Raw genomic sequence first — 23,259 nt, forward strand, 5'->3', positions numbered from 1 at the left:
GGTCCCTCCAGCGCGGGCCCTCCTCCGACCGGTGGTCGGAGGAGGGCCCGCGCCGCGTCCGGAGGTCTCCCGGCCGGACGGCGCAGCAGAGCGCTCGGCTCAGCCGGCGAGCCGGGACCCCGACCGGCCTGTGACGACCTCGAGCCGGGTCGGGATGCGGGTGCGGAGCTCCTCGACGTGGCTGATGACGCCGACGGTCCGGCCGCCGCGCCGCAGCTCGTCGAGGACGTCCATGACGGCGTCGAGCGCGCCGGCGTCCAGGGTGCCGAAGCCCTCGTCGACGAACAGGGTGTCCATCTGCACGCCGCCGCTCTCGGCGGTGACCACGTCGGCCAAGCCCAGGGCGAGGGCCAGCGAGGCCATGAAGCTCTCGCCCCCGGAGAGCGTCTTGGTCGGGCGCAGCGTGCCGGTGTACTCGTCGAAGACCTCGAGCCCCAGGCCGCCGCGGGCGCCGTGCCGGCCCTGCGCGTCGCTGTGCCGGAACGTGTAGCGGTCGCCCGACATCTCCAGCAGCCGGCGGCTGGCCACCTCCGCCACCTGCTCGAGCCGCGCGGCGAGGACGAACGACTGCAGCCGCATCCGCAGCGTGTTGGCGCCCCGGCCGTTGACGAGGTCGGCCAGGCCGGCGACCTGCTCGGCCACGGCGCGTCGCTCGTGCAGCCGCACCTCGGCCGCGACCACGTCACCGGCCAGCGTGTCCAGGTCGTCGCTGCACCGGCGGGCACGGTCGAGCGCTGCCACGGCCTCCTCGCGGGCCGCCGTCGCCCGGGCGCAGCGGGCCTCGACCGCGGTCAGGTCGGGAGCGGGGCCGAGCTCGGCGAGCTCCGGATCGGCCAGGACCTCGCGCAGCGCGTGCAGCGCCCGCTCGTGCGCGGCGATCCGCCTCTCCAGCTCCTCGAGCTCGGCCGGCTCCGTCAGCGCCGCGGCCGCGGCCGGCACGTCGGCGAACCCCGCCGCGGCGGCGCGTTCCTCGGCGGTCCGCGCGGCACCCTCGGCGGCGACGCGGGCCCGCAGCTCGGCGCCCTCGGCGCCCAGCACCGCCTCGCAGCGTTCGGCGGCGGTGGTCAGCCGGCGGGCGCGTGCGGCGAGGTCGGGGTCGTCCCCGCGGACCGCGTCGAGCCGCTCGGCGAGCGCGGCCAGCTCCGCGGTGTGCGCCGCGCGCTCGGCGGTGCGGCTGCCCAGCTCCTCGCGGTCGGCGGCCAGCCGGCGGGTGAGCGCGTCGCGCTCCTCGGTCAGCGCGGCGAGGCGGGCCCGGGCGGCCGGCAACCGCCCCGCGGCGGACTGCACCCGCGCCAGCTCCTCCTCGGCCCGGCTCGCGGCGGCCTCGAGCTCCGGCAGCGGACGCTCACCGGCCCGCGCGGCCAGCACCGCCAGCCTGCGGACCAGCTCCTCCGCGGCACCGGCGGCAGCGGTGTGGGCCTCCTCGGCGGCTTCCGCGGACTCCCGTGCGCGGTCCTCGTCCGCCGCGGACACCGCCGGGCCGGCGGAGGTGGCCGGCCGGGGGTGGTCGAGGGCACCGCAGACCGGGCAGTCGAACCCGTCGGTGAGCCCGGCGGCCAGCTCGGCGGCCATCCCCTCGAGCCGGCGCGTGCGGACGTCGAGCAGCTCCTCCCGCGCCGTGAGCCAGCGTTCCCGGGCGGCGTCCGCGGCGGACCGGGCCCCGTCCAGCCGGGTGGCGAGCCGCTCGGCGTCCCGGCCGGCCGCGAGGGCGTCCCGGGCGGTCTGCGCCTCGGCGGTCCGGCCGGGCAGCTGCGCCGTGGCGGCCGCGGCGTCGTCCACCCGGGCCTGGGCGCCGGCGACCGCCTCCGGCATCGCGGCCAGCGCCTCCTCGGCGGCGGCGCACTGGTCGGCGAGGCGGGCGGTGCGGCTCGCGAGCCGGCCCAGCAGGCGCTCCAGCTCGGCGGCCCGCCCCGCCTGCGGCTCCAGGGTCCGCGCCTCGGCGGCCTCGTCGCGCAACCGGCGGGCGAGGTCGGTGGCCGGCTCCTCGTCGTGCCCGGTGGCCGCCCACGCCCGCCGGGCCGCGGCGAGCTCGGCGGCCGCCGTCCGCGCGTCGCGGGCGGCCCGCTCGGCGCCGTGCAGCACCTCGCGGAGCGCCTCGGCGCGCCGGCCGGCGTCGAGCCGGGTGCGCACCGGCACCAGCGCGGGCTCGGCCGCGGTCAGCCGGGCCAGGTCCTGCTCGGCGCGGGCCCTGCGGGCGTGCCGGTCGGACCGCAGCCGGGCGGCGGCCAGCTCCTGCCCCGCGGCCGTCGCCGCCGCGGCGGCGGCGTCGGCCGCCTCCCCGACGGCGGTCAGCTCCGCGGCGGCCCGGCCGCGCAGCCGGGTCACCCAGGCGTCGACCGGCGCACCCGGGTGGGCACCCACCAGCTCGGGGGCCAGCTCCTCGGGCACGTCGGCGTCGGCCGTCTGCGCGACTCGGGCCAGGAGGGTGGACAGCTGCAGTCGCTCCTCGCGCAGCGCCTCCTCCGCGGCCCGCCGCTCGCCGGCGAGCCAGTCCTCGACCCGGGCGAACCGGCCCACGTCGAACAGCGTCCGCAGCAGCTCGGCCCGCCGCTCGGGCTCGGCGCGCAGGAACCGGGCGAAGTCGCCCTGGGGCAGCAGCACCACCTGGCAGAACTGGTGGACGTCGAGGCCGAGCCGCAGCCGCAGGTGCTCGGCCCCCTCGTCGATCCGGGTGCTCACCGCCTCCCAGCCGCCGTCGGTGGCCCGCTGCACGGTCAGCCGGGCCGGCTCGGTGGTGGTGCCGGTGCCGCGCTTCTTGGGCCGGGTCTGCTCCGGCCGGCGGGTGACCAGCAGCCGCTCCCCGCCGAGGGTGAGCTCGCAGCTGACCTCGGTGCGGGTGCCGGGGTCGGCGTGGTCGCTGCGCAGCCGCTTCTCCTCGCCGCGGGCGCCGGGCACCGTGCCGTAGAGGGCGAAGACGACCGCGTCGAGCAGGGTCGTCTTCCCCGAGCCCGTCGGGCCCCAGAGCAGGAAGAGCCCGTCGCGGGCCACGTCGTCGAGGTCGACGACCTCCGTGCCGGGGAACGGGCCGAAGGCGGTCAGCGACAGCCGGTGCAGCCTCACCCGGCGACCTCCTCGCGGGCGGCCGCCGCGAGTGCCCGGCCGAGCAGCTCCCGCTCGGCCGGCGTCGCGCCCACCCCGCCGCGGACGTGGCTGACGAACTCGCCGACCACGGCCGCGTCGTCCCGGCCGGCGAGCCGCTCGGTGTAGCTGCGCCCGTCGGCCACCCGGCCGCTGCCGGTCCACTCCAGGTGCGCGCAGTGCGGGAACCGCGCCTGCAACCGGCGCATCGGGTCGGCCGGACGGACCGCGTCGGTCAGCCGCGCGCTGACGAACGCCTCCTCCGCCTCGGCGTGCGCGGGGTCGGAGAGCAGCTCGTCGAGGGTCCCGGTCAGGACGACCAGCGGCCGCGGCACGGGCAGCGGCACGGCGCGGACGCCGGCCAGGCCGGTGGCGTCGAGGTCGACCAGCCAGACCTGCTTCTGCTGCCCCGCCTCGCCGAAGGAGTACGGCAGCGGGGAGCCGCTGTAGCGCAGCCGCTCGGTGAGGGTCTGCGGGCGGTGCAGGTGGCCCAGGGCCACGTAGTCGACGCCGTCGAACACCGGCACGGGCACCCGGTCGACGCCGCCGACGGTGATGTCGCGCTCGCTCTCGCTGGGCATCCCGCCGCCGACGAAGGCGTGCGCCAGCACCACCGACCGGGTGCCCGGCCGCAGGAAGAGGTCGGCGCGGACCCGCTCCATGACCTCGGTCAGCACCGCCTCGTGGCTGCGCGCGCCGGGGACGCCCAGCTCGTCGCGGGCGAGCTCCGGCTCGAGGTAGGGCAGGCAGTAGAGGGCGACGTCGCCGTGCTCGTCGGCCAGCAGGACCGGCTCGTCGAGGTCCGCGGTCGTCGTCCGGACGTGCAGCCCGGCGGCGGCCAGCAGACCGGAGAACGTGCCCAGCCGGCGGGCGGAGTCGTGGTTGCCCGGGGTGAGCACGACGGCTGCGCCCGCGCGGCGCAGCCGCCCGACGACCCGGTCGAGCACGGCCTGCGCGTCGGCCGAGGGCACCGCGCGGTCGTAGACGTCACCGGCGACGACCACCACGTCGACGCGCTCGTCGGCCACGATCCCCGCCAGCCCGCTCAACACCGCCTCCTGCTCGCGCAGCAGGTCGGTGCCGTGCAGCGACCGCCCCACGTGCCAGTCCGAGGTGTGCAGCAGCCGCATGGACCGGGACGGTAGGTCGGCCCACCGACAGAACCGGCCAGGCTCGCCGTGACCGATCCGTCACACCGCGCAGGACCCGGCGCCATCGACACCGCGCAGGACCCGGCGCCATCGACACCGCGCAGGACCCGGCGCCATCGACACCGCGCGGGCCCGGCGCCAGTCGACACCGCGGGAGGTCAGTGCGTCGGCGCCCCGTAGGCCTGGTCGTCGCCGCGCAGGAAGCCGGCGTTCTCCCGGCCGCGCCGGTCGGCGTCCTCCTCGATCATGTGGTTGAGGAGCTGCTGGATGCCGTCGCTGTCGGGGATCTGCTTGAGCACCGTGGCGCCACTGTCGCCGGCGGACTCGATCGTGATCGTGCCCGACTGGATGATCCGCTCCCACACCGTCTGGCTGTAGGAGACGTCGGTGATGCGCGACAGCCCGATGTCGCGGCCCTTGCGGGCGAGGATGCCCTCGCGGAACAGCAGCCGGTGCGTGGTGATCACGTAGTGCGTCGTCCGCCAGCGCAGCAGCGGCACCAGCACGAAGGCGATGAGCAGCAGCACGGCCGCGCCGACGATCAGCAGCCGGTAGAGGCCGGCCCGGTCGGAGTCGGAGTCGACGAGCGCCGCCCCGAAGGACGCGCCACCGACGATCAGCAGCAGGAACAGCACCGGCCAGAAGACGGTCAGCCAGTGCGGGTGCAGGTGGCGCACGACCTCTTCGTCCGAGGCCAGCAGCTTGTCGGGGTAGCCCATGGCGCACAGGGTGGCGCAGCGCGGGCCGCAGCGGGGGGCGCGGACGCGCGGCGCGTCCGTGTCGACCCCACCGGTCCCAGGCGTCAGGCGCGCGGGCGTACGTGCCGGACGTCCCCGCTGGCCAGCTCCACCGTCCCGCCGGCGGTGCGGACGACGAGCCGGCCGTCCCAGTCCACCGCCTCGGCCACGCCCTCGAGCCGGCTGTCGTCGGGCAGGGTCACGACGACCTCGGTGCCGACCGTGGCGCACCAGGCGAGGTAGTCGTGCGCCAGACCGCTCTGCACCGGGTCGCCGAGCGTCGCCGTCCACCCCAGGTACCGGCGCTCGAGCGCGCGCAGGAACTCCAGCAGCACCGGTGCCCGGTCCACGGTGCGGCCGACCTCCATGGCCAGCGACGACGCCCCCTCCGGCAGCTCGTCCGGGCGGGTGGAGACGTTCAGGCCCACCCCGACGACGACCGCCGGCGGATCGGCGGCGGGCACCGCCTCGGCCAGGATCCCGGCCAGCTTGCTGCCGTCGGCGGCGAGCAGGTCGTTGGGCCACTTCAGCGCCGCCCGGCAGCCGGGGACGGCGCCGACCGCCTCGGCCAGGGCGACGCCGGTCAGCAGGGGCAGCCAGCCACGCCGGGCGGCGGGGACGTCGGGGCGCAGCAGCACCGAGACCGTCAGCCCGGCCCGGGGCGGGGAGGTCCACACCCGGTCCAGCCGGCCCCGGCCCGCCTCCTGGTGCTCGGCGACGAGGACGGTGCCCTCGGGTGCGTCGTCGGCGGCGCGGGCGACCAGTTCGGCGTTGGTGGAGCCGATCCGCTCGACCACCTCCAGCGAGCGCCACAGCCGGCTCTCCCGGGTGAGCGCGGTGGTCAGGGCCGCGGCGTCGAGAGCGGGCCGCTCGAGGTCCGACCAGCGGGACTCCGACGGTGACGGCAGTGGCGACGACAGGGGGTCCTCGGGCACTCCCCTACGCTACGGCCGCGAGCCCGGCCCCCGGTGGGAGCCGGCGGTTGGACTCCCGAGCGGAACGAGGCAGGGTCTGTGAGCGCGGCTGAACTGGAGAGCGCGGGCGACAGCGTCCCCGGCGACATCGACATCCACACCACCGCCGGCAAGCTGGCGGACTTCGAGCGGCGGGTCCAGGAGGCCACGCACGCCGGCTCCGACCGAGCCGTGGAGAAGCAGCACGCGGCCGGGAAGATGACCGCCCGCGAGCGGATCGAGGCCCTGCTGGACCCGGGTTCGTTCACCGAGCTCGACGAGTTCGCCCGGCACCGGTCGACCAACTTCGGCATGGACGCCAAGCGCCCGTTCGGCGACGGCGTCGTCACCGGCTACGGCACCCTCGACGGTCGCCCGGTCTGCGTCTTCTCCCAGGACGTGACCGTGTTCGGCGGCAGCCTCGGCGAGGTCTACGGCGAGAAGATCGTGAAGGTCCTCGACCTGGCCATCCGGAACGGCTGCCCGATCATCGGGATCAACGAGGGCGGCGGCGCCCGCATCCAGGAGGGCGTGGTCTCCCTCGGCCTCTACGGCGAGATCTTCCTGCGCAACGTGCACGCCTCCGGCGTGATCCCGCAGATCTCGCTGGTGATGGGCGCCGCGGCCGGCGGGCACGTCTACTCCCCCGCGCTGACCGACTTCATCGTCATGGTCGACCAGACCAGCCAGATGTTCATCACCGGTCCCGACGTCGTGAAGACCGTGACCGGTGAGGAGGTCACGCTCGAGGAGCTCGGCGGCGCGCGCACGCACAACACCAAGTCCGGTGTCGCCCACTACATGGCCGAGGACGAGACCGACGCCCTCGACTACGTCAAGGCGCTGCTGTCCTACCTGCCGAGCAACAACCTGGACCCGCTGCCGGCCGTCGACGTCGGCCCGGTCGACGCGACCCCCGACGGCGTCACCGACGACGACCGCGAGCTCGACACGCTCATCCCGGACTCGGCGAACACCCCCTACGACATGCACGGCGTGCTCGAGCACGTGCTCGACGACGGCGAGTTCCTCGAGGTCCAGCCGCTGTTCGCGCCGAACATCATCGTCGGCTTCGGCCGGGTCGAGGGCCGGCCGGTGGGCGTGGTGGCCAACCAGCCCACCCAGTTCGCCGGCACCCTGGACATCGACGCCAGCGAGAAGGCCGCGCGGTTCGTGCGCACCTGCGACGCCTTCAACATCCCCGTGCTGACCTTCGTCGACGTCCCCGGCTTCCTGCCCGGCACCTCCCAGGAGTGGGAGGGGATCATCCGCCGCGGCGCCAAGCTCATCTACGCGTACGCCGAGGCCACCGTCCCGAAGATCACGGTCATCACCCGCAAGGCCTACGGCGGCGCCTACGACGTCATGGGTTCCAAGCACCTGGGTGCGGACCTCAACCTGGCGTGGCCCACCGCGCAGATCGCGGTCGTCGGCGCCCAGGGCGCGGTCAACATCCTCTACCGGCGCGAGCTCGCCGACTCCCCCGACGCCGACGCCCGCCGCGCCGAGCTGATGACGAACTACGAGGACACCCTGCTCAACCCCTACGTCGCCGCCGACCGCGGCTACGTCGACCAGGTGATCCGCCCGTCGGAGACCCGCGTCGAGATCACCAAGGGGCTCCGGCTGCTGGCCAACAAGCGCCAGACGCTGCCGCCGAAGAAGCACGGGAACATCCCGCTGTGAGCGAGCCGACCGAGCAGTCCGACCAGCCGCGGCGCCCGCTGCTGCGGGTCGTGAAGGGCGAGCCCAGCGCCGAGGAGCTCGCCGCCCTGACCGTCGTCGTGGCCGCACTCGCCTCGCGGGGTGCGCCTCGTCGCCGGCCGCGGCCGGTGGGCGCCTGGGCCTCGCCGGGCCGCACGCACCGCCGTCCCGTCCAGGCCGGTCCGGGCGGCTGGCAGGCGTCCGGGAGGCCTGCGTGAGCGACGTGCGCCGGCTGGTCCTGGCGTCGGCGTCGCCGGCGCGCCTGGCGCTGCTGCGCCAGGCGGGCCTGTCGCCCGACGTGGTCGTCAGCGGCGTCGACGAGTCCGCCGTGACCGCGCCCCGCGTCGCCGAGCGCGTGGCCCTGCTGGCCGCCGCCAAGGCGACCGCGGTGGCCGAGCGGGAGACCGACGCGCTGGTCATCGGGGCCGACTCGCTGCTGGAGTTCCGCGGGCAGGCCATGGGCAAGCCGGCCGACGTGCACGAGGCGCGGGACCGCTGGCAGCACATGGGCGGCCGCTCGGGCGTGCTGCACACCGGCCAGGCCCTGTTCGACGTGCGCGACGGCGCGATCGTCGGTCGGGACGTCGTCGTCGTGTCGACCACGGTGCACTTCGTCCGGCCGACCGCCGCCGAACTGGAGGCCTACCTCGCCACCGGAGAGCCCCTCGCCGTGGCGGGCGCCTTCACCCTCGACGGGCTGGGTGCGTCGTTCGTCCGCCGGGTGGACGGCGACCCGGCCGCCGTCGTCGGCCTGTCGCTCGCCGCGCTGCGGTCGCAGTTGGCCGCGCGGGACGTCGCCGTCACCGACCTCTGGCGGCGCTGAACCCACGACACCCCGTCGGCTCGCCGGCGCGGAGGTGTCCGCTCGCCCGGCGTGCGCACGCGATGCGCCCGAGCGTCCGGCCGCCCCGTCCGGACCGGGGGCGGCGGGCCTCGGCGCAGCCGCCCGCCGGAGCCTGACTATTGTCCGGTCGGTCCACTGAGAGGGAGTACGCCAGTGCAGAAGGTCCTGATCGCCAACCGCGGGGAGATCGCCGTCCGCGTCGCGCGTGCGTGCAAGGACGCGGGGCTCACCAGCGTCGCGGTCTACGCCGAGCCCGACCGGGACGCCCTGCACGTGCGCACCGCCGACGAGGCCTTCGCCCTGGGCGGGACGACGCCGGGTGACTCCTACCTGGTGATCGACAAGATCCTCGACGCCGCGAAGCAGTCCGGCGCCGACGCGATCCACCCGGGCTACGGGTTCCTCTCCGAGAACGCCGACTTCGCCCAGGCCGTGATCGACGCCGGCCTGACCTGGATCGGCCCCTCGCCGCAGGCGATCATCGACCTCGGGGACAAGGTCGCCGCGCGGCACATCGCCACGCGCGCCGGCGCCCCGCTGGTGCCCGGCACCAAGGACCCGGTCGGTGGCGCCGACGAGGTCGTCGCGTTCGCCGAGGAGCACGGCCTCCCGGTGGCCATCAAGGCCGCGTTCGGCGGTGGCGGCCGCGGGCTGAAGGTGGCCCGCACCAAGGAGGAGATCCCCGAGCTGTTCGACTCCGCCGTCCGCGAGGCGGTCGCCGCCTTCGGTCGCGGCGAGTGCTTCGTCGAGCGGTTCCTGGACAAGCCCCGCCACGTGGAGGCGCAGGTCCTGGCCGACACGCACGGGAACGTGATCGTCGTCGGCACCCGCGACTGCTCGCTGCAGCGGCGCAACCAGAAGCTGGTCGAGGAGGCCCCCGCGCCGTTCCTCACCGACGAGCAGCGCGCCCGGATCCACGAGTCGGCCAAGGCCATCTGCAAGGAGGCCGGCTACCACGGTGCCGGCACCGTCGAGTACCTCGTCGGCACCGACGGCTCGATCTCCTTCCTCGAGGTGAACACCCGCCTGCAGGTGGAGCACCCGGTCAGCGAGGAGACCAGCGGCCTGGACCTCGTCCGGCAGCAGTTCCGGATCGCCGAGGGCCTGCCCCTGGAGATCACCGAGGACCCCACTCCGCGCGGGCACAGCATCGAGTTCCGCATCAACGCCGAGGACGCCGGCCGCAACTTCATGCCCGCCCCCGGCCCCGTCGAGCGGCTGGAGATCCCGCAGGGCCCCGGCGTCCGGTGGGACTCCGGCGTCGAGACCGGCGGCGAGGTCGCCGGTGCGTTCGACTCGATGCTGGCCAAGCTCATCGTCACCGGCGCGACCCGCGAGGAGGCGCTCCAGCGCGCTCGCCGGGCCCTGGACGAGCTGGTGGTCGAGGGCATGCCCACGGTCATCCCGTTCCACCGCGCCGTCGTCCGCGACGAGGCCTTCACCTCCGAGCCGTTCACCGTGCACACCCGGTGGATCGAGACCGAGTGGGACAACCAGGTGCCGCCGTACTCGGCCGCGCCGGCCGAGGGGGATGAGCCGCAGGAGCGGCAGACCGTCGTCGTCGAGGTCGGCGGGCGCCGGCTCGAGGTCTCCCTGCCCGCGGGCCTCGCCCTGGGTGGTGGCGCTCCGGCCCCGGCCGGTGGTGGCGCGAAGCCGCGCAAGCGCGGCGGCGGGCACGGCGGCTCGGCTGCGTCGGGCGACTCCCTCACCTCGCCGATGCAGGGCACGATCGTGAAGGTGGCGGTCGAGGACGGCGCGACCGTCGAGGCCGGCGACCTGGTCGTCGTCCTCGAGGCCATGAAGATGGAGCAGCCGATCACCGCCCACAAGGCGGGCACGGTCACCGGCCTGTCTGCGGAGGTCGGCGCCTCCGTCACCAGCGGCGCGGTCCTCTGCACCATCACCGACGCCGAGTAGCTCCCCGCACGCACGAGGGCCCGCCACCGATCGCGGTGGCGGGCCCTCGTGCGTCCGCGTCGGTCAGACGACCAGGCGGCCGCCCTGGAAGTCCTGGGAGCACTGGCGCGAGCAGACCATGGGGCGCACCGGGTAACCCAGCGTCCCGGCCTCCCATCCCTGCGCCGCCCAGCGGCTCCGGATGCCGCCGTAGACGGCGTTCGTCCCGCTGCTCGGCGCCCAGTACACCGAGCCGCCCTGGAAGTGCTGCGCGCAGCCGCCCTGGGCCAGGCCACACACCATCGGGAGCACGGGGTAGCCCAGCGGCCCGGTGTGCCCGCCGGTCGAGGCCCACAGCCCCCGCACCGCACCGCTGGTCCCGAACGCCCCGGACGACGGCGACCAGAACACCGACCCGCCCTGGAAGTGCTGCCCGCAGCCACCCCGAGCCAGACCGCACACCATCGGCGTCGTCGGGTAGCCCAGCCACCCCTCGTGCCCGCCGGTCGAGGCCCACAGCCCCCGCACCGCACCGCTGGTCGCGACGGCCCCGGACGACGGCGACCAGAACACCGACCCGCCCTGGAAGTGCTGCCCGCAGCCACCCCGAGCCAGACCGCACACCATCGGCGTCGTCGGGTAGCCCAGCCACCCCTCGTGGCCACCGGTCGAGGCCCACAGCCCCCGCACCGCGCCACTGGTGCCCACGACACCACTCGAGGGGGACCAGAACACCGACCCGCCCTGGAAGTGCTGTCCGCAGCCACCCTGAGCCAGACCGCACACCATCGGTGTGGTCGGGTAGCCCAGCCAGCCGGTCTCCCAGCCCGTCCCCGCCCACAGCCCGCGGATCCCACCACCGGTCGCGACCGCCCCCGTGGCGGGCGTCCAGTGCACCGAGCCCCACTGGAACAGCTGCCCGCAACCGCCCTGGGCCAGTCCGCACACCACGCCACCCAGCGGGTTCCCGAGGGATCCACCGGCCCCGCCCGAGGCCTGCCAGGCGGCGTCGATCGCGGTGGGCCCGAGGGAACCGAGCCGGGCGACGGTCACCGCCGCGGTCCCGCCGACGCTGGTGACCGTGACCTGGAAGGTCCCCCCGACGACCAGGGAGGAGCCGGCGGGCACCGGCTGCGTGCGGTCCGACGCCCAGCCGGAGGAGGGTGTCGGCGTGGCGTCGACGAGCAGCGAGCTGTCGTCGCCGTCTCCGGGGACCGAGCGGTGCAGGAGCACACCGGGCGTGAGACCGAACGGGCTCCCCGCCAGCCAGGCGTCCCGGCCGGTGGCGGGGCGGTACTCGAGCCAGTAGTCCGCGCCGCCCGGCATCGGCAGGCGCACCGCGCGGGTGCCGGTGGTGCCGGAGACCGGGGAGAGCTGCAGGTCCGCCCGGGGGGTGCCGGCGTCCATGGTCCAGGTCGCCCCTGCCAGGAGCCCCAGCCGGGACGCCTGGGTCACGTTGAGCGTGCCGACGTCGCCCCAGGAGGCGCCCATGACGTCGTACAGGTCCTGGTAGGCCACCGTCCGGCACGACCCGGCGTCCGGGCCGGCGTCGCACTGCCGCAGGGAGGAGTGCCCCAGCCCGAGGTTGTGACCGAATTCGTGGGCGATCACCGAGGTGGCGGTGTCCCGCACGTAGGCCCGGCCGCCGGACCCCAGGCCGTTGCCGATGGTGCCCAGGCCGTAGGAGCAGCCGGGCGAGCCGTCGGGGACGTAGACGAGCAGGTGCTTGCCCGCTCCGGCGGTCCACCCGGCGCGCGTCGCGGCCTCCTGCCACAGCCCGAAGGGGTCGTTGCAGCCGATCGACGAGGTCTGGGCCGGCCAGTCGGTCCCGGCGACCGTGCCGAAGCGGACCGCGCCGGCGGTCTGCTCGTCCCAGAAGTCTGCGACCGGCCCGTCCACCGCGGCGCGGACGTCGGCGAGGGTGGTGCCGTCCTGCACGCTCCCGGCCGGAAGCGCCATGACGACGGTGACGGCGTGGTTCACCGGGCCGGAGGCGGGCGCGGGCGCCGGCTCGGCCGGGACGACCACCTGGGCGTCCAGCGCCTCGCGCGCCGGCTCGACCCCCTGTTCGGCGGCCTCGTCCCGCACGGTGTCGCCCAGCTCGACCTCGACCGTGGCGCCGGCCTCGACGTCGGCGAGGTCCTCCGTCGGCACCCGGACCGTCTCCCCCGGCGCCGTCTCGATCCAGCTGAGCAGTCCGCTGTCCTCGTGCGCCGGATGCCCCCCGGTGTCCGGCTCCGGGTCGGCGAAGCCCTGCACCAGCTCGCCGACGACCGTGTCACCCGCAGCGGGCGCACCCTCCTGGTCGGCGAGCGCGGGGGGCGCGACGAGGACCGCCAGCGCCACGGCGGCGACGACGGGGAGAACGGGCGACCGCAGGGGCCGCGACCGGAGCACGGTGCGCACGGGAACTCCAGGGGAAGGGATCGTCCTGTGCATCGGCGGGCGCGCCGCGATGTTGAGCAGAGGGCGGCGTCAGCCGCGGGCGGCGCGGCGCCGGAGCACGGCCCGTCCCGCGACGAGGGCCGTCCCGGTGACGACGAGTCCGGTCAGCAGCGGCCACAGCGTCGAGCTGCTCCGCGCCTGCGTCTCCAGCGCCGGGGCGGGGTCCGCCGGTACGGCAGCGCCGGAGGGCCCAGGGGCGTCAGCGGGAGCGGCGACGACCGCCGGGGTGACGGGGTCGGGCGTGGACGGCGGGGTGCCGGGCTGGACACGCGGAGCGGGACCGGCGCCCGTCCCGGCAGCCGGCGCCGGGGCGGGGACGGCGACCGGCTGCACGAGCACGGTGGCGCCGGCCGGGGTGACCGCCTGCACGGTGACGGTGAAGCTGCCCCCGACCGGGACGGCGCCGCCCACCGGGAGGGCGGCCCGCAGGTCGGCGTCCCACCCGGCGGCCGCGCTGGGCGTCCCGTCGAGCAGCAGCGACGTGTCGGTGTGCTCGCCGGCCCGGCGCAGCAGGACCCCGGAGTCCAGGCCGAAGCGGTTGGTCGCGCCGGCCAACCAGCCGTCCTGCCCACCGGCCGCGCGGTACTCCAGCCAGTAGGTGGCGCCGTCGGCGGCGGTCAGCCGCAGCGCCCGGGGGCCGGCGGTCCCGCCGAGCGGTGCCAGCGCGACGGTCGCCGGCGCAGCCCCGGCGGCGATCTGCTGCTGAGCGCTCGCCGGCAGGACCCCGAGCCGGGCGGCCTGCGCGGCGTTGAGCGAGCCGAGCTGCTCCCAGGAGGCGCCCATGACGTCGTAGTAGTCGCGGTAGCCGGCGGTCCGGCAGGTGCCGGTCTCGACCGCCGCGTCGCACTGGCGGCCGGAGGAGTGCCCGAGGCCGAGGTTGTGCCCCAGCTCGTGGGCGACGAGGGCGGGCAGCAGCGAACGGACGTAGGCCCGGCCACCGGCGCCGGGGCCGGCCCCGACCTCGCCGAGCGCGACGGCGCAGCCGGGGAGGTCCGCGGGCAGGCTGCTGACGTGGACGAGCAGGTGCCGGCCGGGCCCGGGCTGGAACCCGGCAGCGGCCGCGGCCTCGTCCCACATGCCCGCGGGGTCGTCGCAACCGGCGCGCGTGTGCACCACGTCGGGCACCGAGGCGGTGACCCCGAAGCGCAGGGCGCCGCCGGTCTGATCGGCCCAGAACCGGGCCACCGGACCGTCGACCACGTCGGCCAGTGCTGCGATGGTGGTGCCGTCCTCCTGGCCTCCCGCCGGGACGACGCGGACGACGGTCACGCCGTTGCTCGGAGTGGCCGCCGCGGCGGGAGCGGCCGCGCGGACCTCGCCGTCCAGGACCCACCGGGTCTCACCGTGGCCGGCGGCGACGTCGTCCTCGGCGTGCCCGGGCTCCGGATCGCCGACGGGCGCGCCCAGGGTGAGCTCGACGGTGGCACCCACGGGGAGCCCGGCGACGCCCTCGGTCGCGACCGGCACGACGTCGCCCGCGGCCGTCTCCACCCAGGTCAGCGGCTGCTCGTCTGCGCCGTGCGCGTGCGCACCGGCCAACCCGGTCTCCGGCCACGCCTGGACGAGCTGGCCGACGACGGTCTCGGCGACGGCGTCGTCCGCGGCCGCGGCAGCCGGCAGCACGAACGGCGCCAGGACGGCGGCCGCGACCGCGAGCAGCGGGCGCAGACGTCGCGGGCGGGAACCGGCGGCGGGGAGAGGAGGCATCCCCTGCTCCATCGGCGGTCCGCGCGCGCGTCGGCACCGGATCGGCGGTGTTGAGCCGAATCCGCCGTCACACGGGACGCACTGGACGACCTGGACCCCGGTGGCCCCTCTGCAGGGCCCGCCGCGAGCTCGCGAGCGGTGGGGGGCAGAGAGGGGTCCTTCGTCAGGCCAGCGCGTCGGCCCCCATCAGCCGCCGGCCGGCCTCGGTGATCGAGCCGGACAGCGACGGGTAGATCGCGAAGGTCTGCGCGAGGTCGGAGACGGTCAGCCCGTGCGTGACCGCCAGGGCGATCGGCAGCACCAGCTCCGAGGCGCCCGGAGCAACGACCACGCCACCGACGACGACGCCGGTGGACTTCCGCGCGAACAGCTTCACGAAGCCGTCCTGCATGTCGGCCATCTTGGCGCGGGCGTTGGTGGCCAGCGGCAGGCGGACGACGTCGATCGGCGCACCCTCCGGCAGCGACCCCTCCTGGATGCCGACGGTGGCGATCTCGGGGTGGGTGAAGACGTTGGCGGCGACGGTCTTGAGCCGGATCGGCTGCACGGCCTCCCCCAGCGCGTGCCACATGGCGATCCGGCCCTGCATCGCCGCCACGCTGGCGAGCTGGAAGACGCCGGTCACGTCGCCGGCGGCGTAGATGCCGGGCACCGAGGTCCGCGACACCCGGTCCACGACGACGTGCCCGCTCTCGGCCAGCCGGACCCCGCACTGCTCCAGGTTGAGCCCGGCGGTGTTCGGCACGGTGCCGACGGTCATCAGCGCGTGCGACCCCTCCACGGTCCGCCCGTCGGTGAGCGTGACCAGCACACCCTTCTCGGTGCGCTCCACGGTGGCGGCGCGGCCGCGCTGGGTGATCCGCCCACCACGGGACTGGAACACCTGCTCGAGGACCTCGGCGGCGTCGGCGTCCTCCCCGGGCAGCACGCGGTCGCGGGAGGAGACCAGCGTGACCGGCACCCCGGCCTCCAGGTAGCCGGAGGCGAACTCCGCACCGGTGACGCCCGAGCCGACGACGACGAGGTGCTCGGGCATCTCCTCGAGCTCGTAGACGTCGCGCCAGTCGAGGATCCGATCGTGGTCCGGCTCGGCACCGGGGATGACCCGCGGGTCGGCGCCGGTGGCGATGAGGACGACGTCGCACTCGAGCACCTCGGCGACCTCACCGGCACGGTCGAGGACCTCGACCCGGTGCTCGACCAGACCGCGGACGTCGTCGGCCAGGCGCCCCTGCCCACCCACGATCCGGACGCCCTCCGCGCTGAGCCGGGCGTGGATGTCGGCCGACTGGGCGACCGCCAGGCCCTTCACCCGGTGGTTGACCGCGGCGAGGTCCATGCCGGCGGCGCGCAGGTCGCTGCCCAGCACCCCGAGGGCCGCGGAGTCGCGCACGCTCGTCATCGCCCCGGCCGAGGCGATGAACGCCTTCGAGGGCACGCAGTCCGTGAGGACGCTGGCCCCGCCGACGCCGTCCCGCTCGACGACGGTGACCTCCGCACCCAGGGAGGCGCCGACCAGGGCGGCCTCGTAGCCGGCCGGGCCACCGCCGATGATGACGATGCGGGTCATGGGTGCGCTCCTGTGCGTTGCTCGTGGACGTGCCGGGGCCATTGTCCCCGCTGGGGCGCGCGGGTGTCGGCATCCTCACGGGTCGGGCCCGCCACAGCCGCCGTAGGCTCGGCGGCGATGGGCCTCTACGCGGCGTACGGCTCCAACATGGACCCGGCGCAGATGCTGCGCCGCTGCCCCTCCTCCCCGCACACCGGCACCGGCTGGATCCGCGGCTGGCGGCTGACCTTCGGCGCGGAGGAGCTGGGCTGGGAGGGGGCGCTGGCCACCCTGGTCCCGGCCGACGACCGGGAGGCGCCCGGCGTCTTCGTGGCCCTCTACGACCTCACCGAGGCCGACGAGGCGGCGCTGGACGCCTGGGAGGGCGCGGACCTCGGGCTGTACCGCAAGCTCAACCTGCGGGTGCACACGCTGGCCGGTGACGTGGTGGCCTACGTCTACGCCCTCGACGCCTTCGAGGGCGGCCTGCCGTCGGCGCGGTACCTCGGCGTCCTGGCCGACGGCGCGCAGGCCGCGGGCGCCCCCGACGACTACGTCGCCGAGTTGCGTGCCCGGGAGTGCCGCTCCACGGGGGTCTGAGCCCACACGGTCCGGCGCGCGCGCAGCCAGAGCGCCGCCGCTCCGGCGGCGACGAGCACGACCAGCACGAGGGCGTCGGCCAGCGGGCGTCCCAGCCGCTGCAGGGTCGCCTGGCCGCCGGGCAGCACGAGGAACGACCCCGCCGCGGACGCGACGATGGCCAGCCAGCGGTCCACGCGGATGCCGGTGAGGGCGAGCAGGAGGACCGGCCACATCAGGTACCACGGCCACACGGCGCTGCCGGTCAGCACGATGGTCACGAGGATCCAGGCCGTCGGCCGCAGCACGCCCCACTGCGGCACGCGGGTGAGCAAGGCCAGGCAGACGAGCGCCCCCACGGCGAGCGCCGCCGTCCGCACCGGGTCCAGCGGCGGGTCGTCGGCGTCGATCAACACGGCGAGCGCCGTCGGCGGGGACAGCGGCTCGATGGCCAGGCCGGGCACGTCGATGTTGCCCACCCATGCCCAGCCCAGTCCGCACGCCGACGCGGCGGCCACGAAGACCGCCAGGCCCGTGCCCCCGACCTGCACGAGGACCCGGATCCGGTCCGCGAGGCGGGCGTGCCGCCAGGCGGCGTCGACCGCGATGACGGCGACCCCGGCCAGCGCCATCACCTTCACCCCCGCCCCGAGCGCGCAGAGCGCCACCGCCAGGTAGGGCCGGCGCAGCAGCGCCAGCCAGACGCCGGCGAGCAGGAAGACCAGCATGAGCACGTCGTTGTGGACGCCGGAGACGCCGTGCAGCAGGAAGAGGGGGTTGGCGACGACCAGCCACAGCGTGCGCGCCGGGTCGAAGCCGGACAACCGCGCGATCCGCACCACGAGGACCGCCAGCCCGATCCAGGCCAGGACGGTCAGCACCCGCAGGGCGACCACGATCGCGCGCACGTCCTCGTCGAACACCCGGGCGAGCAGGTCGAGGAGGCGCAGGAACGGCGGGCTGTACGGCGAGGGGTTCTCGAGCCAGATCTCCTCGCCGCCCCGGATGCCGGGGACGTCGCCGGCCGCCTGGGCGCCCTCGGTGTACGGGTCCACGCCGTGCTGCATGCTCACGCCGACCGCCGTGTAGATGTAGGCGTCGGGGCTGAACAGCGGGATGCCGATCGTCAGCGGCAGCGACCAGAGCCCACCCAGCACCGCGACGGCCCGCGTCCCGGCGCCGTGCCGCACGGCCCAGCCGAGGCACAGCCAGGCACCGGTCAGCAGCACCAGCGCGACGCCGAGCAGCAGCAGCGCCGGGCGCCCGCCCAGCTCGCTGCGGGTGATCGCCTCCACCTGGAAGAACCACAGGTCGCGGGCCGCGACGTTGCGACCCACGCCCGTGCCCGCCAGGGCCAGGTAGGTCGTGGCCAGCGTCCCGGCCACCGCGGCGCCGACCAGGGCGCGGGTCCGCTGTCGCGGGTCGACCGCGACCGGCGCCTCCCCGCCCTCGACCAGGGTCCACAGGCGGCGTGCCGCGCTCCGCACGTCCGGCGTCATCGGGACTCGGGGTCGGTGAGGAAGAGGTCGAGGAGCTCCCGTGCCGCCAGCGCCGGGGTGACCTCGCCGGCGAGCACCGCCCGCTCGAGCTCCGGCGCCCGCTCCCGCACCCCGGGGTGGGCCCGCAGCCGGTGCTCCAGCCCGCTGCGCACCAGCTGCCAGGTCCAGCGGACCTGCTGGGTGCGCCGGCGCTCGTCGAAGGCGCCCGAGGCCCTCGCCCGCTCCTGGTGCTCGACGAGCTTCGTCCACACCTCGTCGAGGCCCTCGCCGGTGAGCCCGGCGCAGGTGAGCACCGGGACGTCCCAGTCCTCGTCGTGACCGCGCAGCATCCGGATCGCGCCGGCCAGCTCGCGGGCGGCCTTGCGCGCCTCCGCGGCGCCGGGGCCGTCGGCCTTGTTCACGGCGATGACGTCGGCGATCTCGAGGATGCCGCGCTTGATGCCCTGCAGCTGGTCGCCGGTGCGGGCGAGGGTGAGGAAGAGGAAGGAGTCGACCATCTCCGCGACGGTCACCTCGGACTGACCCACGCCGACCGTCTCGACCAGGACGACGTCGTAGCCCGCGGCCTCGACGACGACCATCGACTCGCGCGTCGCCTGGGCCACGCCGCCGAGGGTGCCTGCCGTCGGCGAGGGCCGCACGAAGGCGCGCGGATCGACCGACAGCCGCTGCATCCGGGTCTTGTCGCCGAGGATCGAGCCGCCCGAGCGCGCCGAGGACGGGTCGACGGCCAGGACGGCGACCCGGGACCCGGCGCCGGTGAGGGTCACCCCGAGCTGGTCGATGAAGGTGGACTTGCCGACCCCCGGGACGCCGCTGATCCCGATCCGGCGGGCGTTCCCCGCGTGCGGCAGCAGCTCGACCAGCAGCTCCTGTGCGCGATCGCGGTGGTCGGCCCGCCGGGACTCGACCAGCGTGATGGCGCGCGCCATCGACCGCCGGTCGCCGGCGAGGACCCCCTCGGCGAGCGCCGGGACGTCGGGCCCGCCGCTCAATGACCCAGGCGCGAGGACAGCGTCCGCAGCAGACCCTGGGCCGCCTCGGCGATGACCGTGCCGGGGAGGAAGACCTCGGCGGCGCCCATGTCCTTGAGCGTGGGGACGTCGTCGGGCGGGATCACGCCGCCGACGACGATGACGACGTCGTCGGCCCCGAGCTCGGCCAGCGCCTCCTTGAGCGCGGGCACCAGGGTGAGGTGGCCGGCGGCCAGCGACGAGACGCCGACGACGTGCACGTCGGCCTCGACCGCCTGCCGGGCGACCTCCTCGGGCGTCTGGAACAGCGGGCCGACGTCGACGTCGAAGCCGAGGTCGGCGAACGCGGTCGCGATGACCTTCTGGCCGCGGTCGTGGCCGTCCTGGCCCATCTTGGCGACGAGGATGCGGGGGCGGCGGCCCTCGGCCTCCTCGAACGCCTCGGCCATGCGGCGGGTCTCCTCCACGGGCCCGGAACTCCCTGCCTCGTCGCGGTAGACGCCGGAGATGGTGCGGATCTGCGCCTGGTGCCGGCCGTAGACGGCCTCGAGCGCGTCGGAGATCTCCCCCACCGTGGCCTGGGCGCGGGCGGCGTCGATCGACAGCTTGAGCAGGTTCGAGTCGAGGTCGTTGCCCCGTCGTCCCTCCGCGGCGGCGCGGGCGGCGTCGGTGAGCCGGGACAGCGCCTCGCGGGTGGCCGACTCGTCGCGCTCGGCGCGGAGGCGCTCCAGCTTGGCGGTCTGCTCGGCCAGCACCTGGGCGTTGTCGACCCGCAGCACCTCGATCGCCTCGTCGGCGTCGACCCGGTACTTGTTCACGCCGATCACCGGCTGGCGGCCGGAGTCGATGCGGGCCTGCGTGCGCGCGGCGGCCTCCTCGATGCGCATCTTCGGGATGCCGTCGTCGATGGCCCGGGTCATGCCGCCGTGCTCGCGGACCTCCTCGATGTGCGCCCAGGCGCGGCGGGCGAGGTCGTAGGTCAGCTTCTCGACGTAGGCCGAGCCGCCCCACGGGTCGGCGACGCGCGTGGTGCCCGACTCCTGCTGGAGCACCAGCTGGGTGTTGCGGGCGATGCGGGCGGAGAAGTCGGTGGGCAGCGCCAGCGCCTCGTCCAGGGCGTTGGTGTGCAGCGACTGGGTGTGGCCCTGGGTGGCGGCCATCGCCTCCAGGCAGGTGCGGACGACGTTGTTGTAGACGTCCTGCGCGGTCAGCGACCAGCCCGAGGTCTGGGAGTGGGTGCGCAGCGACAGCGACTTGGGGTTGGTGCCGCCGGCCTGCTTCACGAGCTTGGCCCAGAGCAGGCGCCCGGCCCGCATCTTGGCGACCTCCATGAAGAAGTTCATGCCGATCGCCCAGAAGAAGCTCAGCCGCGGGGCGAACGTGTCGACGTCCATCCCGGCGTCCTGGCCGGCCTTCAGGTACTCCACGCCGTCGGCCAGCGTGTAGGCGAGCTCCAGGTCGGCCGTCGCCCCGGCCTCCTGGATGTGGTAGCCGGAGATCGAGATGGAGTTGAACCGCGGCATCCGCTGCGCGGTGAAGGCGAAGATGTCGCTGATGATCTGCAGCGACGGCGCCGGCGGGTAGATGTAGGTGTTGCGGACCATGAACTCCTTGAGGATGTCGTTCTGGATGGTCCCCGCCAGCTGCTCCGGGCTCACCCCCTGCTCCTCGGCGGCGACGACGTAGAGCGCCAGCACGGGCAGCACCGCGCCGTTCATGGTCATCGAGACCGACATCCTGTCCAGCGGGATGCCGTCGAACAGCTGCCGCATGTCCAGGATCGAGTCGATCGCGACACCGGCCATGCCGACGTCGCCCTTCACCCGCGGGTGGTCGGAGTCGTAGCCGCGGTGGGTGGCCAGGTCGAACGCGACCGACAGGCCCTTCTGCCCCGCGGCGAGGTTGCGCCGGTAGAAGGCGTTGGACTCCGCGGCGGTGGAGAAGCCCGCGTACTGGCGGATCGTCCAGGGCTGCGTCGTGTACATCGTCGGGTAGGGCCCGCGCAGGAACGGCGGGACGCCCGGATACGTCTCGAGGAAGTCCACCCCGGCGAGATCCGCGGGGGTGAACAGCGGCGGGACGTCGATGCCCTCGGGCGTGTGCCACGTGGCGTCGGCGACGGTGCGGCCGGTGACCTCCTCGTAGCGCTTGGCCCAGTCGTCGGCCGACCCCTGCGCGGCCGGCCGGCCGAGCTCCGCGGAGCCGAAGTCGGGGATCGTGCTCATGCCGACACTCCCAGCTGCTCGTGGGCGGTGCGCAGGGTCTCCAGCGCGTCGCACCCGGCGTACACGTACCCGTCGACGCCGTCCACATCGAGGGACGGCTTGCCGGCCAGCCACACCGCGGTGGCCCCGGCGGCGCGCAGGTCGGCGGCGAGTGCGGCGGCCGACTCGGCGTAGTCCTTGTCGGTGCCGCAGATGCAGGCGACCGTCGTCCCCGCCTCGGCGAGCCCGGAGGCGCCGTCGGCGGCCGGGGTCTCCAGGCCGCCGGCCTGGAACAGGTTCGCCGCGAAGGAGGCCCGCGCGGTGTGCCGCGCCTCGGGCCCGATGGTGGCCAGGTAGACCCGCGGCCGGGTGGCCCCACCCGACTGCGCGGCGTCGGCGCGGTCGCGCAGCTCCTCGAAGTCCTGCGCGGCGCGCACCCGCGGCAGCCCGCCCGGACCGCTCGGCAGGACGTCGGCGGCGGGCCTGCGCTGCGGGAGCTTCTCGGTGAGGTTCGGGAACTCGCTGACACCGGTGATCGCGTCGGAGCGCTTCGCCAGGCGCTTCCGCCGGTCCTCCCACGCGGCGGACAGCCGGTCGCGGACCAGGCCGTCGGCCAGCGCCCGGACGATCCCGCCCGCCCGCTCGATCTCGGTGAACCACGCCCAGGCGGCCTGCGCGAGCTCCTCGGTGAGCGACTCGACGTACCAGGATCCGCCGGCCGGGTCGAGGACACGGGCCAGCGACCCCTCCTCGACCAGCAGGCTCTGCGTGTTGCGCGCGATGCGCCGTGAGAACGCGTCGGGCAGGCCCAGCGCGGCGTCGAACGGCTGCACGGTGACGACGTCGGCGCCGCCGACGCCCGCGGCGAAGCACGCGACCGTCGTCCGCAGCATGTTCACCCACGGGTCGCGGCGGGTCGTCATCACCGAGGAGGTGACGGCGTGCTGACGCTGGGCGCGGACCTCGGGCGAGGCGCCGGAGAGCTCACCGACGCGGTCCCACAGCCGGCGGGCGGCGCGCAGCGCGGCGATGGTCGTGAACTGGTCGGCGGTGGCGGCGTAGCGGAACTCCAGCTGGCCGAACGCCTCGTCGACCGAGAGCCCGCCGTCCGTGAGCGCACGCAGGTACGCCGCACCCGCGGCGAGCGAGCAGCCGAGCTCCTCGACGGCGCTGCCACCGGCGTCGGAGAAGACGGTGCCGTCGACGACGACGGTGCGCAGGCCGGTGTGCGCGACCGCGCGGCGGACGACGTCGGCGAGGCCCGACAGGTCCTGCTCCTCCCCCGTCGCCGCCTGCACGCCGATCGGGTCGAGGCCGAGCGAGCCGCCGGGGGCGATGTCGTCGCGGCCCTCGACCAGGTCGAGGAACGCGGTCGCGGCCGGCACGCCCCCCTGCACGGTGACCGGCGCGAGGTCGAGGTAGACGTCGGCGAGGACCTCGCCGAGCGACTCCACCGGGATCGCGCCCTCGCCGACCACCAGCCACAGCGAGGAGACGCCGTTCTCCAGGTCCGCGGCGATCGCCTCGCGGGTGCCGGCGACGTCGGGGTCGGCGTGCCGCTGCCGCACGTCCCAGCCGCCGGGCACGTCGCTGTCGGCGCCGCCGGCCGCGGTCTCCCCCGCCGCGCCGGCGCGGGCGCCGCGCACGAACGGCGGGACGCCCGGGACGCCGACCGCGGTCGGGAGGTCCCCGGCGTCCTCGGCGGTGTAGAGCGGCGCGACGGAGACCCCCGTGGCGACCGCGCGGCGCAGCGCGTCCTCGGCGTGCTCGGGCAGGTCCTCGCGACCGGCCTTGCGCAGCACGCCGGCGACGAGGTCGCGCCACTGCTCGCGGGTGGCCGCGGGGAACTCGCCCGCCAGCACGAGGTCCTCGGGGACCTCGTGCTCCTCGGGGACGTCGGCGTCCGCGGGGGCGGGCTGAGCGGGGTGGTCCATCAGGC

At 75.7% G+C, this 23,259-nt stretch carries 16 protein-coding genes; 5 read left to right on the forward strand and 11 right to left on the reverse strand.

Annotated features, from left to right (window positions below):
* Positions 1-99: 99 nt before the first annotated feature.
* The 4 genes from DQ240_RS02825 to DQ240_RS02840 form a co-directional block, all read right to left on the reverse strand.
* Entirely contained in the window at positions 100-3,060 is a 2,961-nt protein-coding gene (locus DQ240_RS02825) for an AAA family ATPase (protein ID WP_113838132.1), read from the reverse strand.
* Positions 3,057-4,208, reverse strand: a complete 1,152-nt coding sequence (locus DQ240_RS02830) for an exonuclease SbcCD subunit D (protein WP_113838133.1) — start codon at positions 4,206-4,208, stop codon at positions 3,057-3,059. Before DQ240_RS02830 ends, DQ240_RS02825 begins: the two co-directional genes overlap by 4 nt.
* Positions 4,209-4,387: 179 nt before the next feature.
* Positions 4,388-4,948, reverse strand: coding sequence for a PH domain-containing protein (locus DQ240_RS02835; protein WP_113838134.1), 561 nt, complete (start codon positions 4,946-4,948; stop codon positions 4,388-4,390).
* Positions 4,949-5,031: 83 nt separating this feature from the next.
* Complete coding sequence (locus DQ240_RS02840) at positions 5,032-5,901, reverse strand: biotin--[acetyl-CoA-carboxylase] ligase (RefSeq protein ID WP_233498449.1); 870 nt, start codon at positions 5,899-5,901, stop codon at positions 5,032-5,034.
* A gap of 78 nt (positions 5,902-5,979) precedes the next feature.
* Between DQ240_RS02840 and DQ240_RS02845 the strand changes: the two genes are divergently transcribed.
* The 4 genes from DQ240_RS02845 (at position 5,980) to DQ240_RS02860 (ending at position 10,384) form a co-directional block, all read left to right on the forward strand.
* Positions 5,980-7,605 (forward strand): acyl-CoA carboxylase subunit beta, encoded by a 1,626-nt coding sequence (locus tag DQ240_RS02845; RefSeq protein ID WP_113838135.1) that lies wholly within the window; start codon positions 5,980-5,982, stop codon positions 7,603-7,605.
* Positions 7,602-7,841 carry an acyl-CoA carboxylase subunit epsilon gene (locus tag DQ240_RS02850; RefSeq protein WP_113838136.1) on the forward strand — a complete coding sequence of 80 codons (240 nt, stop codon included), beginning with the start codon at positions 7,602-7,604 and terminating at the stop codon, positions 7,839-7,841. Before DQ240_RS02845 ends, DQ240_RS02850 begins: the two co-directional genes overlap by 4 nt.
* On the forward strand, positions 7,838-8,446 hold the full coding sequence (locus DQ240_RS02855; RefSeq protein ID WP_113838137.1) for a nucleoside triphosphate pyrophosphatase: 609 nt from the start codon (positions 7,838-7,840) through the stop codon (positions 8,444-8,446). Before DQ240_RS02850 ends, DQ240_RS02855 begins: the two co-directional genes overlap by 4 nt.
* A gap of 174 nt (positions 8,447-8,620) precedes the next feature.
* Positions 8,621-10,384 carry an acetyl/propionyl/methylcrotonyl-CoA carboxylase subunit alpha gene (locus DQ240_RS02860; protein ID WP_199589002.1) on the forward strand — a complete coding sequence of 588 codons (1,764 nt, stop codon included), beginning with the start codon at positions 8,621-8,623 and terminating at the stop codon, positions 10,382-10,384.
* Between the two features lie 63 nt (positions 10,385-10,447).
* Here DQ240_RS02860 and DQ240_RS02865 read toward each other — a convergent pair whose 3' ends face one another.
* The 3 genes from DQ240_RS02865 to DQ240_RS02875 all read right to left on the reverse strand — a co-directional run bounded on the left by DQ240_RS02865 (position 10,448) and on the right by DQ240_RS02875 (position 16,085).
* The gene (locus tag DQ240_RS02865) at positions 10,448-12,769 is read right to left on the reverse strand and encodes a hypothetical protein (protein ID WP_113838138.1); all 2,322 of its coding nucleotides are present in this window, start codon (positions 12,767-12,769) and stop codon (positions 10,448-10,450) included.
* 69 nt (positions 12,770-12,838) lie between these two features.
* Positions 12,839-14,515: a hypothetical protein gene (locus tag DQ240_RS02870; RefSeq protein WP_147261927.1), complete on the reverse strand. Its 1,677-nt coding sequence runs from the start codon at positions 14,513-14,515 to the stop codon at positions 12,839-12,841.
* A 163-nt stretch (positions 14,516-14,678) separates the two neighbouring features.
* The gene (locus DQ240_RS02875) at positions 14,679-16,085 is read right to left on the reverse strand and encodes an NAD(P)H-quinone dehydrogenase (RefSeq protein ID WP_113838140.1); all 1,407 of its coding nucleotides are present in this window, start codon (positions 16,083-16,085) and stop codon (positions 14,679-14,681) included.
* A 117-nt stretch (positions 16,086-16,202) separates the two neighbouring features.
* On the opposite strand from DQ240_RS02875, the gene DQ240_RS02880 reads away from it, so the two are divergent.
* Positions 16,203-16,664 (forward strand): gamma-glutamylcyclotransferase, encoded by a 462-nt coding sequence (locus tag DQ240_RS02880; RefSeq protein WP_113838141.1) that lies wholly within the window; start codon positions 16,203-16,205, stop codon positions 16,662-16,664.
* Here DQ240_RS02880 and mptB read toward each other — a convergent pair.
* Genes mptB through DQ240_RS02900 form a run of 4 tightly spaced genes read right to left on the reverse strand, consistent with a single transcriptional unit; the run spans position 16,616 to position 23,254 of the window.
* Positions 16,616-18,130 (reverse strand): polyprenol phosphomannose-dependent alpha 1,6 mannosyltransferase MptB, encoded by a 1,515-nt coding sequence (mptB, locus tag DQ240_RS02885; RefSeq protein WP_147261928.1) that lies wholly within the window; start codon positions 18,128-18,130, stop codon positions 16,616-16,618. The two genes, DQ240_RS02880 and mptB, sit on opposite strands and share 49 nt — an antisense overlap.
* Positions 18,131-18,138: 8 nt before the next feature.
* Positions 18,139-19,137: a methylmalonyl Co-A mutase-associated GTPase MeaB gene (meaB, locus tag DQ240_RS02890; protein ID WP_113838143.1), complete on the reverse strand. Its 999-nt coding sequence runs from the start codon at positions 19,135-19,137 to the stop codon at positions 18,139-18,141.
* A complete protein-coding gene (gene scpA / locus DQ240_RS02895) occupies positions 19,134-21,341 on the reverse strand; it encodes a methylmalonyl-CoA mutase (RefSeq protein ID WP_113838144.1) in 2,208 nt (735 codons plus the stop codon). Before scpA ends, meaB begins: the two co-directional genes overlap by 4 nt.
* Positions 21,338-23,254, reverse strand: a complete 1,917-nt coding sequence (locus DQ240_RS02900; protein WP_113838145.1) for a methylmalonyl-CoA mutase subunit beta — start codon at positions 23,252-23,254, stop codon at positions 21,338-21,340. The genes scpA and DQ240_RS02900 overlap by 4 nt, the downstream gene beginning before the upstream one ends.
* Positions 23,255-23,259: the final 5 nt, after the last annotated feature.

The sequence above is a fragment of the Blastococcus sp. TF02A-26 genome, from assembly GCF_003319125.1.
Lineage (GTDB): Bacteria > Actinomycetota > Actinomycetes > Mycobacteriales > Geodermatophilaceae > Trujillonella.

Excerpts from the sequence above, each read along its gene's own strand:
- DQ240_RS02835 (WP_113838134.1), bottom strand. The coding sequence starts at position 4,948 with ATGGGCTACCCCGACAAGCTGCTGGCCTCGGACGAAGAGGTCGTGCGC.
- DQ240_RS02870 (WP_147261927.1), bottom strand. The coding sequence starts at position 14,515 with ATGCCTCCTCTCCCCGCCGCCGGTTCCCGCCCGCGACGTCTGCGCCCG.
- scpA (WP_113838144.1), bottom strand. The coding sequence starts at position 21,341 with ATGAGCACGATCCCCGACTTCGGCTCCGCGGAGCTCGGCCGGCCGGCC.
- DQ240_RS02900 (WP_113838145.1), bottom strand. The coding sequence starts at position 23,254 with ATGGACCACCCCGCTCAGCCCGCCCCCGCGGACGCCGACGTCCCCGAG.
- DQ240_RS02875 (WP_113838140.1), bottom strand. The coding sequence starts at position 16,085 with ATGACCCGCATCGTCATCATCGGCGGTGGCCCGGCCGGCTACGAGGCC.
- DQ240_RS02880 (WP_113838141.1), top strand. The coding sequence starts at position 16,203 with ATGGGCCTCTACGCGGCGTACGGCTCCAACATGGACCCGGCGCAGATG.
- DQ240_RS02830 (WP_113838133.1), bottom strand. The coding sequence starts at position 4,208 with ATGCGGCTGCTGCACACCTCGGACTGGCACGTGGGGCGGTCGCTGCAC.